General features: G+C 62.9%; 11 protein-coding genes and 1 riboswitch. Of the genes, 7 read left to right on the plus strand and 4 right to left on the minus strand.

Annotated elements, in window-relative coordinates; all coding sequences use genetic code 11:
• From leuB to PG899_RS07295, 4 genes are all read left to right on the plus strand, one after another.
• Window positions 1–1,086, plus strand: a complete 1,086-nt coding sequence (leuB, locus tag PG899_RS07280; RefSeq protein WP_077097667.1) for a 3-isopropylmalate dehydrogenase — start codon at window positions 1–3, stop codon at window positions 1,084–1,086.
• A gap of 32 nt (window positions 1,087–1,118) precedes the next feature.
• On the plus strand, window positions 1,119–2,516 hold the full coding sequence (gene leuC / locus PG899_RS07285; protein WP_077097665.1) for a 3-isopropylmalate dehydratase large subunit: 1,398 nt from the start codon (window positions 1,119–1,121) through the stop codon (window positions 2,514–2,516).
• A gap of 16 nt (window positions 2,517–2,532) precedes the next feature.
• Window positions 2,533–3,132 (plus strand): 3-isopropylmalate dehydratase small subunit, encoded by a 600-nt coding sequence (leuD, locus tag PG899_RS07290; RefSeq protein ID WP_077097663.1) that lies wholly within the window; start codon window positions 2,533–2,535, stop codon window positions 3,130–3,132.
• A gap of 116 nt (window positions 3,133–3,248) precedes the next feature.
• Window positions 3,249–4,178: a transglutaminase-like domain-containing protein gene (locus PG899_RS07295; RefSeq protein WP_077097661.1), complete on the plus strand. Its 930-nt coding sequence runs from the start codon at window positions 3,249–3,251 to the stop codon at window positions 4,176–4,178.
• Between the two features lie 99 nt (window positions 4,179–4,277).
• Here PG899_RS07295 and PG899_RS07300 read toward each other — a convergent pair whose 3' ends face one another.
• The gene (locus PG899_RS07300) at window positions 4,278–4,568 is read right to left on the minus strand and encodes a PilZ domain-containing protein (protein ID WP_017410271.1); all 291 of its coding nucleotides are present in this window, start codon (window positions 4,566–4,568) and stop codon (window positions 4,278–4,280) included.
• A gap of 91 nt (window positions 4,569–4,659) precedes the next feature.
• A riboswitch (TPP riboswitch) is annotated at window positions 4,660–4,750 on the plus strand.
• A gap of 51 nt (window positions 4,751–4,801) precedes the next feature.
• On the opposite strand from PG899_RS07300, the gene thiB reads away from it, so the two are divergent.
• From thiB to thiQ, 3 genes are all read left to right on the plus strand, one after another.
• Window positions 4,802–5,782, plus strand: a complete 981-nt coding sequence (gene thiB / locus PG899_RS07305; RefSeq protein WP_029301744.1) for a thiamine ABC transporter substrate binding subunit — start codon at window positions 4,802–4,804, stop codon at window positions 5,780–5,782.
• Window positions 5,779–7,401, plus strand: coding sequence for a thiamine/thiamine pyrophosphate ABC transporter permease (thiP, locus tag PG899_RS07310; RefSeq protein ID WP_077097659.1), 1,623 nt, complete (start codon window positions 5,779–5,781; stop codon window positions 7,399–7,401). The genes thiB and thiP overlap by 4 nt, the downstream gene beginning before the upstream one ends.
• A 65-nt stretch (window positions 7,402–7,466) precedes the next feature.
• Window positions 7,467–8,162 (plus strand): thiamine ABC transporter ATP-binding protein, encoded by a 696-nt coding sequence (gene thiQ, locus PG899_RS07315; protein ID WP_077097657.1) that lies wholly within the window; start codon window positions 7,467–7,469, stop codon window positions 8,160–8,162.
• Between the two features lie 82 nt (window positions 8,163–8,244).
• Here thiQ and PG899_RS07320 read toward each other — a convergent pair whose 3' ends face one another.
• From PG899_RS07320 to PG899_RS07330, 3 genes are all read right to left on the minus strand, one after another.
• A complete protein-coding gene (locus tag PG899_RS07320; protein WP_011704812.1) occupies window positions 8,245–9,615 on the minus strand; it encodes a PhoH family protein in 1,371 nt (456 codons plus the stop codon).
• A gap of 208 nt (window positions 9,616–9,823) precedes the next feature.
• Complete coding sequence (locus PG899_RS07325; protein WP_017410266.1) at window positions 9,824–10,504, minus strand: TSCPD domain-containing protein; 681 nt, start codon at window positions 10,502–10,504, stop codon at window positions 9,824–9,826.
• Between the two features lie 10 nt (window positions 10,505–10,514).
• On the minus strand, window positions 10,515–12,047 hold a 1,533-nt coding region (locus PG899_RS07330), incomplete at its 5' end, for a ribonucleoside-diphosphate reductase, adenosylcobalamin-dependent (protein ID WP_270697297.1).

Consider the following 12,047-nt stretch of genomic DNA (forward strand, 5'->3'; position numbering starts at 1 on the left):
ATGAGCAGTTATCGGATCGCAGTATTGCCGGGTGACGGCATTGGCCCGGAAGTGATGGCCGAGGCCGTCAAGGTGCTGGAAAAGGTGCAGGCCAGATTCGGCTTCGCCCTCGACTACGAGCGCCATGACGTGGGTGGCATCGCCATCGACAACCACGGCACCCCGCTGCCGCAGAGCACCATTGCAGGCTGTGAAGCGGCCGATGCGGTGCTGTTCGGCTCGGTAGGCGGCCCCAAGTGGGAGCACCTGCCCCCCAACGATCAGCCGGAACGCGGCGCCCTGCTGCCCCTGCGCGCCCACTTCAAGCTGTTCTGCAACCTGCGTCCGGCCCGCATCTACACCGGCCTCGAGCAGTTCTCGCCGCTGCGGGCCGACATCTCGGATCGCGGTTTTGACATCGCCTGCGTGCGCGAGCTGACTGGCGGCATCTACTTCGGTCAGCCCAAGGGACGTGAAGGGGAAGGCCCCACCGAGAAGGCATTCGACACCGAGGTGTACCATCGCTTCGAGATCGAGCGCATCGCCAAGATAGCCTTCGAATCCGCCCGCGTGCGCAAGGCCAAGGTCACCTCCATCGACAAGGCCAACGTGCTCGCCTCCTCCATTCTGTGGCGCGAGGTGGTGACGCAAGTCGCCAAGTCCTATCCGGACGTGGCACTCAATCACATGTACATCGACAACGCCACCATGCAGCTCATCAAGGATCCGTCCCAGTTCGACGTGCTGCTCTGCTCCAACCTGTTCGGTGACATCCTCTCCGACGAATGCGCCATGATCACCGGCTCCATGGGGCTGCTCCCATCCGCCAGCCTCAACGAGTCGGGCTTCGGTCTGTTCGAGCCGGCCGGTGGCTCGGCGCCGGATATCGCCGGCAAGGGTATTGCGAACCCCATAGCCCAGATCCTCTCCGCCGCCCTGATGCTGCGCTACAGCTTAGGGATGGAAGCCGCCGCCCAGGCCATCGAGCAGGCCGTGGCCCAGACCCTGGCCGAGGGTTACTTCACCGCCGACCTGCATCAGGCCAGCGCCCGTCACCCGGTGCAGAGCACGGCCGAGATGGGCAGCCAGATCGCCGCGCGCATCTGACCCCACGGCATCGATAACAAGGAAACCGAGCAATGGCCAAGACCCTCTATCAGAAAGTATTCGACGCCCACGTGGTCCGGGAAGTGGAAGGGGAAACACCCCTCATCTACATCGACCGCCACCTGGTGCATGAAGTGACCAGCCCGCAGGCATTCGACGGCCTGCGCGCCATGAACCGCCAGCTGCGCCGCCCGGATCTGACCTGGGCCACCATGGATCACAACGTCTCCACCACCACCAAGGACATCGCCGCCTCCGGCGAGATGGCCCGCATCCAGATGGAGACGCTGGCCGCCAACTGCAAGGAGTTCGGGGTCCGTCTGTATGACCTGAACCACCAATACCAGGGCATAGTCCACGTGATGGGCCCCGAGCTCGGCATCACCCTGCCCGGTACCACCATCGTCTGCGGCGACTCCCACACCGCCACCCACGGCGCCTTCGGCTCGCTGGCGTTCGGCATCGGCACCTCCGAAGTGGAGCATGTGATGGCCACCCAGACCCTGAAACAGGGCCGCGCCAAGACCATGCGCATTTCGGTCAATGGCAAACTGGCCGAGGGCATCAGCGCCAAAGACGTGGTGCTGGCCATCATCGGCCGGGTCGGCCACGCCGGCGGTACCGGCTATGTGGTGGAGTTCGCTGGCGAGGCCATCGAAGGGCTCACCATGGAAGGGCGCATGACGGTGTGCAACATGGCCATCGAACTGGGCGCCAAGGCGGGGATGATCGCCCCCGACCAGACCACCATCGACTACATCCGCGGCAAGGAGTTCGCTCCCAAGGGCGAGGCGCTGGAACAGGCCATCGCCTACTGGCAGAGCCTCAAGAGCGACGAAGGTGCCCACTTCGATGCCGAGGTAGTGCTCGACGCCGCCGACATCGCCCCGCAGGTCACCTGGGGCACCAACCCGGGGCAGGTGATCGCCGTCAATGAACCCATTCCGGCGCCGGAATCCTTCAGCGATCTGATGGAGCAGCAGTCCGCCCGCAAGGCGCTGGCCTACATGGACCTGCAGCCGGGCCAGAAGCTCTCCGATGTCGCCATCGACAAGGTGTTCATCGGGTCGTGCACCAACAGCCGCATCGAGGATCTGCGCGCCGCCGCCGCCATCGCCCGCGGTCGCAAGGTCGCCGCTGGCGTGCAGGCGCTGGTGGTGCCGGGCTCCGAACAGGTGAAGGCCCAGGCCGAAGCCGAGGGTCTGGACAAGATTTTCATCGAGGCAGGCTTTGAGTGGCGCCTGCCCGGCTGCTCCATGTGTCTGGCCATGAACAACGACCGGCTGCAACCGGGGGAGCGCTGCGCCTCCACCAGCAACCGCAACTTTGAAGGGCGTCAGGGCCGTGCCGGCCGCACCCATCTGGTGAGCCCGGCCATGGCTGCTGCAGCAGCCGTCACCGGCCACTTCGCCGATATTCGCGCGTTGTAATTACGAGGAGAACAAGATGACAGGCTTCAAACAGCATAAAGGGATCGTCGTCCCCCTCGACAGCGCCAACGTCGACACCGACGCCATCATTCCCAAGCAGTTTTTGCAGAAGGTAAACCGCATCGGTTTTGGCAAGCACCTGTTCCACGACTGGCGCTTCCTCGACGATGCAGGGGAGCAGCCCAACCCCGAGTTCGTGCTCAACCAGCCGCAGTTTGCCGGCGCCAGCATCCTGCTGGCCCGCGAGAACTTCGGCTGCGGCTCGAGCCGTGAGCACGCCCCCTGGGCGCTGGCGGACTACGGCTTCAAGACCATCATTGCCCCGAGCTTTGCCGATATCTTCTACGGCAACGCCATCAACAACGGCATGGTGCCGGTGCGCCTGCAGGAGAAGGAGGTCGAGGCCCTGTTCCAGCAGGTTGCCGCCCAGCCGGGCATCGAGATCGAAGTGGATCTGGAGGCCAATCAGGTGCGCGCAGGTAGCCTGTGCTTCGATTTCGAGATCGATGAATTCCGCCGCTACTGCCTGCTCAACGGGCTGGATGCCATCGGCCTGACCCTGCAACACGAAGCCGCCATCAGCGCCTTCGAGGCGAAGCAGCCGAGCTGGATTTGACCCATCAGGTGCCATAAAACGAGTAGAATCAACAGGGAGCCGAGGCTCCCTGTTTTATTGTCAGGCCAGGCTACACGCATGGCCGGCCACTTCTGCATGCCCGATGGGACACTCGAATGAAGATGACGATCGCCCTCCCCCTGCTCTGCGGCCTCTGGCTGGCGCTGCCGGTCTGCGCCGGGCAGACCTATTTCAACAGCAGCGGCGGGCAGCTCAACGTCGGCTGGCAGGACAAGGATGGCAAGGCACAGCAGCTCACCTATCGGCTGGAAGCGGGTAAGCTGCCGCCACTCATTGCCTATCGGCCGGTCCGCATGCAGGAGGACGTGCTGCAGAGCCTGCTGAAACAGGGGATGGCCGAGTTTCCCACCGTACAGTTCTCCCTCTCTCGCCCCCAGATGGAGCTCAAAATCAAGGGGCGCCAGCCCGAGCAGGTCAACAAGGCCATGGGCTGGCTCAGCCAGCAACGGGACAAGCTGGAAGCCGAGTGGCTCAAGCAGCACTATTTCCAGCCCTTCACCGCCCCCGACGGCGCCGCCGCCATCAAGCAGGACCATGTGCGCATCGCGCTGGAGAGTCGCAGCGAGCTGGCACCGCTGGCCGAGCAGCTCAAGCAGCAGGGCAGCACCGAGACCGAAGCTCGCCAGAAGACGGTGGCCCATATGCTCGACTTCGTGCAGTCCATCCCCTATCAGCTGCTCGACAGCCAGTCGGGACGCCAGGGGAAGGGCTTTTTAAGCCCGCGCCAGGTGCTGGAGCAGAATCAGGGTGACTGCGACAGCAAGGTGACCCTGATGGCCGCCATGCTGGCCCAGCTTTTTCCCGAATTGAAACAGGCCATGGTGTTCGTGCCGGGTCATGCCCTGCTGGGAGTGGCGCTGCCAGCCAAGCCGGGTGAGGCCACCCTGAACCGGGAAGGGGAAACCTATCTGCTGATGGAGCCCACCGGCCCGGCTCAACTGGCAATGGGTCAGCTGGCACCAACCAGCAAGACCCTCATCGACAGCAAGCAGCTGAGCGTGCAGCCGGTTCGCGCGGATAAATAATGCCGCCCGTCGGGCCGTCGTGAAAACCAAGGGAAATACGCCAGAATGAAATCGACCAGCGCGGGGCTGGTCGATGCATGACGAAGGGTGTGACGGCCGTCAGGCAAGGGCCTGGAACTCGATGGCCAGCAGCAGTCCATCCTCTTCTTCCAGCACCCGGATGATGCGGGCCTGCGCCTCGAAGGGGGGCAGCAGGTTGTTGTTGGTGGCCAGGCTCACCCGGATGGGTTGGCTCACATCGAGCTGATGCTCGGCGACGGCGATCCCCATGCCGTTGGCGCTGAGATCCCGGCAGACCCCTTCCAGTACCTGCTGTTGCTGAAAGATGGTGACGGGGGCATTGATTATCATGCGCTGGAAGGCGCGTCTTTCCTTGGTGCTGGTGATCACGCGAACATCCTCTGTTGTCTGACGCCGTCTCGCTGGCCCGCAGGAACAATTGTGCTGGCCTCCCCCCAAGAACGTTAATACAATGCGGTTCGTTTCTCAAACGGGGTGCGGTTTACCGCTGAGATTATACCCGTGAACCTGATCCAGATAATGCTGGCGGAGGAATTTGAGGCATGGCGCTCATTTTTTGCGCCCTCATCCGCTGGCACCTCATTGCTAAGGGAGTGCCGCTCATGAAAACCCTGCTGCTGGTCGCCACCAGCCTGCTCAGTGCCCAGGCCTTCGCGGCCGACACCCTCACCGTCTACACCTACAACTCCTTCACCGCCGAGTGGGGACCCGGTCCCAAGATCAAACAGGCCTTTGAGAAAGAGTGCGGCTGCACCCTCAAACTGGTGCCGCTGGAAGATGGCGTGGCCATCCTCAACCGGCTGCGGCTGGAAGGCAAACACAGCAAGGCCGATCTGGTGCTGGGGCTGGACGATGCGCTCGTCAGCGAAGCCAAACAGAGCGGCCTGTTTGCCCCCCATGGCAGCAAGCTGGACGGGGTCAAGGTGCCGGGCGGCTGGCAGGACGATACTTTCGTCCCCTACGACTACGGCTACTTCGCCTTCGTCTACGACCAGAGCAAGCTCAAGAACCCGCCCAAGAGCCTGAAAGAGCTGGTAGAGCGCCCGGACCTCAAGGTGATCTATCAGGATCCGCGCACCTCCACCCCGGGTCAGGGGTTAATGCTGTGGATGAAGTCGGTCTACGGGGATGAGGCACCTGCCGCCTGGGCGCAACTGGCCAAGAAGACGGTCACCGTCACCAAGGGCTGGTCCGAGGCCTACGGCATGTTCCTCGATGGCGAGGCGGACATGGTGCTCTCCTACACCAGCTCCCCGGCCTATCACCTGATTGCCGAAAACAAACCTCAGTATCAGGCCGCGGCGTTTGAGGAGGGTCATTACCGCCAGGTGGAAGTGGCCGCCAAGCTCAGCAGCGCCACCCAGGGCAAGCTGGCGGATAAGTTCCTGCAGTTCATGACAAGCCCCGCGTTCCAGAACGAGATGGCCACCGGCAACTGGATGTATCCGGTGATCGACACACCGCTGCCCAAGGGCTTCGAGCAGATGATCACCGTAGCCAAGCCGCTCGCCTTCAGCAGCGATGAGGTGGCCGCCAACCGCAAGAACTGGATCCGCGAGTGGCTGCAAGCCGTCACCCAGTGAGCCGTATCTTCGCCAGAGCGCAGGCTCGCCCCCTCTGGTGGCTGCCAGGCAGTGCCGCCACCCTGATCATCCTGCTGCTCTCCCTGGGGCCGCTGGCGGCCCTGTTGTGGCAGGCCGGGGCGCTGGCGCCCCGTACCCTGCTGGCCGACCCCTACCTGCGCCACGTGCTGGGCTTCAGCCTCTGGCAGGCACTGCTCTCCACCCTGCTGAGCCTAGGGCTGGCCATTCCGGTGGCCCGCGCGCTGGCGCGGCGCCGTTTCATCGGTCGCCGCCTGCTGCTCAAACTGTTTGGCCTCTCGCTGGTATTGCCGGTCATCATTGCCATCTTCGGCATCGTCGCGGTACATGGCAAGCAGGGCTGGTTGCCACAGCTGCTGCACGGACTGGGGCTCGCCCCCGGCAATTACCTTTATGGCCTGCTCGGCATCCTGCTGGCCCACGTCTTCTTCAACATGCCGCTGGCGGCGCGCCTGTTGCTGCAGAGCATAGAGAGCATTCCCGAGTCCTCCTGGCGCCTCGCCAGCCAGCTCGGCATGCGCTCCTCCCATATTTTCCGGCTGCTGGAGTGGCCGTTGATCCGGGCCCAGCTGCCAGGCTTGGCCAGCCTCATCTTCATGCTCTGCTTCACCAGCTTCACCACAGTGCTGGCGCTCGGGGGCGGCCCCAAATCCACTACTCTGGAGGTGGCCGTCTATCAGGCACTGCGCTTTGACTTCGATCTCGCCACCGCCGGCGGGCTGGCGCTGGTGCAGCTGCTCCTCACCGCGGGTCTGCTGATGCTGCAACACAAGTTGCAGAGCAGCCCGGCCAGCCGGATCAGCGCCCGCCGTCCCTGCCTGCGCCCGGATCGCCATCAGCCGGGAACCGGTCTAGTGGACGCCCTCGCCCTCGGGATCGGGCTGGCCGTGTTCCTGCCCCCCTTGCTGGCCATCGTGGTAGCCGGTCTCAACCCCGGCCTGCCGGGTGCGCTGACCTCAAGCAAGTTGTGGCTGGCCAGCGGCCAGTCGCTGCTGATCGCGCTGGCGGCAGGCAGCCTGGCCACCCTGCTCGGCAGTGCGCTGCTGCTCACCAGCCGTCACCTGCGTGTGCGGAATCGCAAGCGGCGAGCCGCCGCCCTGTGGGAGGCCAGCGGCTCGGTGATCCTGATGATCCCGGCGGTGGTGCTCTCCACCGGCCTGTTCATCCTGTTCATGCCGTTCGCTGACGTGTTCGCCCTCGGCCCCTGGCTGGTGGTGCTGGTCAATGCCCTGATGGCGCTGCCCTATGTGCTGCGTACCCTCTCCGCCCCCATGCAGCTGGTGGTGCGCCAGTACGACCGGCTGGCCGACAGCCTGGGGGTACGCGGTCTGCATCGCCTGCGGCTGGTGGAGTGGCCTCTGCTGCGCCGCCCGCTGGCCCAGGCGGCCGCGCTCTCGATGATCCTGTCACTGGGGGACCTCGGCGCCATCGCCATGTTCGGCAGCCAGGAGCTCACCACCCTGCCCTGGCTGCTCTATCAGCAGCTCGGCAGCTACCGGTTGACCGAGGCGGCCGCCACCGCCCTGCTGCTGCTGATCCTCTGTTTCTCCCTGTTCTGGCTGATTGAACGTGGCCTGGGAGGCAAGCATGCCGAACATTGAAGCGCACGCCCCAACCGTTTATTCGGCCGCTCCGGCCGGCCGAGCAGCCCCTTGGAGAAGAGAACATGCTGAATATTGATCAACTGGTCACCAGCTACCCGGACTGGCGCGTCAGCTTCAGCGCCACCCTGCCCAAGGGGGAGATCACCGCGCTTATCGGCCCGAGCGGTGCTGGCAAGTCGACCCTGCTCGGCATGATCGCCGGTTTCGTGCCGGTAGAGTCCGGCACCCTCGACTTCGATGGCGAGGATATGTTGCCGCTGGGCCCGGCCGCGCGACCGGTCACCACCCTGTTTCAGGATCACAACCTGTTCCTGCACCTGTCGGTGTTCGACAACATCGCCATCGGCCTGCACCCCGGTCTGCGCCTGAATGCAGCCCAACGGGCCCAGGTGAAGGATGCCGCGAGCCGGGTCGGCCTCGGCGAAATGCTCACTCGGCTGCCGGAACAGCTCTCCGGCGGCCAGCAACAGCGGGTCGGGCTGGCCCGCGCCCTGGTGCGGGGCAAGCCGCTGCTGCTGCTGGATGAACCCTTCTCGGCGCTCGATCCGGCCCTGCGCCGGGAGATGCTGGCGGAAGTGGCCAGGCTTGCCTGCGAGCAGGGTATTACCGTGCTGATGGTGTCTCACAACCCGGAGGATGCCCAGCTCATTGCCGATCAAGTGTTGTTCGTGGACGAGGGGCGCATCGCCCTGCAGGGTACGCCGGATATCCTGCACAACAGCGACCACCCCGGGCTGCTGCGCTATCTTGGACAATGACCCAAGGACACTGAACTGGTGGCGGGATCAAAAAAGGGAAGCCAAGTGGCTTCCCTTTTTCATACGAAGATAGTCAGTCAAATCAGAGGTTTTCCTCGGCGAAGGAGGCGAGCTTGCTGCGCACCACCCCGTTCAGGAAGATGTTGGCACTGCCGTCGAAGTCTTTGAAACGCTCGACGATGTAGGTCAGACCCGAGGTCACCGGGCTCAGGTAGTTGGAGTCGATCTGGGCCAGGTTGCCGGAGCAGACGATCTTGGTGCCTTCGCCGCAGCGGGTGATGATGGTCTTGATCTGGGACGCGGTCAGGTTCTGGCACTCGTCCAGCAGCACGAAGGTGTTCTGGATGCTGCGCCCGCGCATGAAGTTGACCGATTTGAACTGGATGTTGGCCTTCTCCATGATGTAGCTGAGGGACCCGCTCATGTTTTCGTCCTGCTTGTGCAGCACCTCCAGGGTGTCGGTCACCGCCGCCAGCCAGGGCATCATCTTCTCCTCTTCGGTGCCAGGCAGGAAGCCGATGCTCTCGGCGATTTCCGGGGTATTTCGGGTGACGATCACCTTCTCGTAGATCCCCTTCTCGATCACCAGCTCCAGCGCGGCGGCCATGGCCAGCAGGGTCTTGCCGCAGCCCGCCGGGCCGGTCAGGATCACCAGGTCGATGTGCGGATCGAGCAGCGCATCAAGCGCCATCCCCTGATAGACGTTCTTGGGATGAACCCCCCACGCCTTGCGGGACATCAGCCGTTCGCGCCCCAGATCCTTGATGCGGATCTTCTGGCTGTCGTGGCTGAGCACCCGGGCGGCGAAGAAGTTCTCTTCATCGATCAGGTACTGGTTGACGTGAATGCCCTCCAGCAGGTTGGCATCGATGACGTGAACGGTATCGCGGCCATGGGTCTCGCTGTCGCACTCGCCGACCCGCTCCCAGAAGCTGCCTGGCACCACCTGAAAGCCCTTGGCCAGCAGGCGGATGTCGTCGATCAGCTGGTCGCTGCGGTAATCCTCGACGTGGGCAAGCCCGGCACCCTTCGCCTTGAGCCGCATGTTGATGTCTTTGGTGACCAGCACCACCTGACGTTTCAACTCGTGCTTTTGCAGGTAGAGGGCCGCGTTGATGATGCGGTTGTCGGCCTCCTTGTCGGTGAACACCTCGGCATCCTGCGGCAGATGGTGGTCACTGAAGATGGAGATGTGACCGCTCGCCTCGCCCGCCAGCGCGACCCCCTGTGCAATCTGTTCCGGCGTTGCATCGCGGAATACATCCTCCAGCGCCCGGATGGCCACCCGCGCATCGCGGCTGACGTCCTTGTGGCGATCCTTGATGTTGTCGAGCTCTTCCAGCACCGTCATGGGGATGAGCACGTCGTGCTCTTTGAAGGAGTAGATGGCGAGGGGTTCGTGAAGCAGAACGTTGGTATCCAGGATAAACAGCTTTCGGTCCGTGTTGTCCATAAGCATCCTCCTTGGCACTGAAGGTGCCACGTGTGTGAATCTCAGATGTCATTGAAACCACACGGCCGTGACAGTTTTATTACCCCCAACGCTACGCCCGATTTTACTATCGCGCAACAAATCGCGTGTACCGCCGGTGCGTTCGAACAGAAAAGCAGCAATGAAAAAGGCCGGCACCAAGGCCGGCCTGTTGTCTGCGCTCAATCACTCAACCGCACTTGGAATCGCCGCAATTGAGACAGGTCATGCAGCCATCCTTCTGCACCAGCGCCTTGCTGTGGCACTTGTAGCAAAGCGCCGCACCGGGTGGGAAGCCGCTGCCGGCCTGCTGCTCGTCAGCTTGTTGCCGGGCTTGCAACTCGGCCTGCTTGTCGGCCAGGAACGCCTGCTGGTGTTCATCCAGCCCGGCCACCTTGAGCATGCCTATCTCGGTGAGATGGGTTTCGATCACGTTGCCAATTTCGGCGATAAGCGAGGGTACGTACTTGCCCTTGTTCCAGTAGCCGCCCTTGGGATCGAACACCGAGCGCAGCTCCTCCACCAGGAAGGTGACGTCCCCCCCCTTGCGAAACACCGCCGAGATGATGCGGGTCAGCGCCACTATCCACTGGTAATGTTCCAGGCTCTTGGAATTGATGAAGATCTCGAACGGACGCCGAGTCTCGTGTACCGTCCCCTCGTTGAGAATGATGTCGTTGATGGTGATGAACAGCGAGTGCTCGGAGACATGTTCCGGCGTCTTCAGCTTGTAGGTGGTGCCCATCAACCGCTCCGGCCGCAACACCGTCTCGTGCATGTGAACCACGTCATCCTGCACAGGGGGTTGCTGCGGTTCATCCCGGGTTTTCACCTGGTAGGCGACGATTTTCCTGTCGATTTTCTTGACCATGCGCTCGTCCTCAGAATTTACCGTAATAGCCTTCTTTCAAGGCATCGTAGAGGTTGGCAGCGGTGTGCAGCTCGCCATCGTATTCGATCTCCTCGTTCCCTTTCGCCGTGACGACCGAGCCATCCTCCAGGGTGAACTCGTACAGGGTGTTCTCCAGATCCTGCTCCTTCACCAGCACCCCCTGGAAAGCTGCCGGGTTGAACCGGAAAGTGGTGCAGCCCTTGAGCCCCGAATCCGACGCATAGAGGTAGATGTCCTTGAACTGCTCGAACGGAAAGTCGGTCGGCACATTGGCCGTCTTGGAGATGGAGGAGTCGATCCAGCGCTGGGCCGCCGCTTGAATGTCTACGTGCTGGGCCGGGCTGATGTCGTCGGCGGTGATGAAGTAATCCGGCAACCGGGTCGCCTCATCCTCGGCATAGGGCATGGCAGCCGGATTGACCAGCCCGCGGTAGGCCAGCAGCTCATAGGAGTAGACATCCACGCTCTCCTTGCTCTTCTTGCCCGGCTTGATGACGTTGCGACTGTAGTGATGGGCAAAGCTCGGCTCGATGCCGTTGCTGGCGTTGTTGGCCAGCGATAGCGAAATGGTGCCGGTCGGTGCAATGCTGCTGTGGTGGGTGAAACGCCCCCCCACCTCGGCCAGCTCGGCAACCAGGGCGGGATCCACCTCGGCCACCTGTTGCATGTAGCGGCTGTAACGGGCGTGCAGCAGCTTGCCCTTCACCTTGTCACCGAGCTTGATACCGTCTGCCGCCATCTCGGGGCGCAGCCGCAGCAGCTTGCCAGTCACCTCGAACTCCTGCTCCATGATGGGGGCCGGGCCTTTCTCCTTCGCCAATGCCAGGGACTCGCGCCAGCCGGTCAGGGCCAGTTCCTGAGATACCTGCTCGGTAAAGGCGACGGCGGCGGCAGAGCCGTATCTTATCCGCAGCATGGTGAGGGCCGAGCCGAGGCCGAGGAAGCCCATGCCATGACGGCGTTTGCTGATGATCTCCTCACGCTGCCTGGCAAGCGGTAACTGGTTGATCTCCACCACGTTGTCCAGCATGCGGGTAAAGATAGCCACCACCTTGCGAAACGCAGACCAGTCGAAGGCGGCCTGTTCGGTGAAGGGGTCGCGCACGAACCGGGTCAGGTTGACCGAGCCCAGCAGGCAGGCGCCATAGGGGGGCAGAGGCTGCTCACCACAAGGGTTGGTGGCGCGGATCTCCTCGCAGAACCAGTTGTTGTTCATCTGGTTGACCTTGTCGATCAGGATGAAACCGGGCTCCGCATAGTCATAGGTGGATGTCATGATGACGTTCCACAGCTTGCGTGCCGGCAGGGTCTTGTAGACCTTGCAGGCGACCTGCCCCAGCTCGTTGAACACCACCCCTTCCCTGTTCGGCCAGTCGGCCCAGAACACCTGAGCGGGATCGTCCAGTGCTATGCCGTCCTGCTCCACCTCCCTGGCGGTGTAGGGGGGTAATCCCCCCGAAAAACCAGGGTGCTCATAAGTAGAATTTTCCCGTACCTTGAACGCAGGAGGTTCTACATGAAA

This window comes from Aeromonas sp. QDB39, assembly GCF_027707585.1.
Taxonomy (GTDB): domain Bacteria; phylum Pseudomonadota; class Gammaproteobacteria; order Enterobacterales; family Aeromonadaceae; genus Aeromonas; species Aeromonas hydrophila.

What these genes read in the sequence shown, in the direction of transcription:
- leuB (WP_077097667.1), top strand. Translation starts at nt 1, where the DNA reads ATGAGCAGTTATCGGATCGCAGTATTGCCGGGTGACGGCATTGGCCCG.
- leuC (WP_077097665.1), top strand. Translation starts at nt 1,119, where the DNA reads ATGGCCAAGACCCTCTATCAGAAAGTATTCGACGCCCACGTGGTCCGG.
- leuD (WP_077097663.1), top strand. Translation starts at nt 2,533, where the DNA reads ATGACAGGCTTCAAACAGCATAAAGGGATCGTCGTCCCCCTCGACAGC.
- PG899_RS07295 (WP_077097661.1), top strand. Translation starts at nt 3,249, where the DNA reads ATGAAGATGACGATCGCCCTCCCCCTGCTCTGCGGCCTCTGGCTGGCG.
- thiB (WP_029301744.1), top strand. Translation starts at nt 4,802, where the DNA reads ATGAAAACCCTGCTGCTGGTCGCCACCAGCCTGCTCAGTGCCCAGGCC.
- thiQ (WP_077097657.1), top strand. Translation starts at nt 7,467, where the DNA reads ATGCTGAATATTGATCAACTGGTCACCAGCTACCCGGACTGGCGCGTC.
- PG899_RS07320 (WP_011704812.1), bottom strand. Translation starts at nt 9,615, where the DNA reads ATGGACAACACGGACCGAAAGCTGTTTATCCTGGATACCAACGTTCTG.
- PG899_RS07325 (WP_017410266.1), bottom strand. Translation starts at nt 10,504, where the DNA reads ATGGTCAAGAAAATCGACAGGAAAATCGTCGCCTACCAGGTGAAAACC.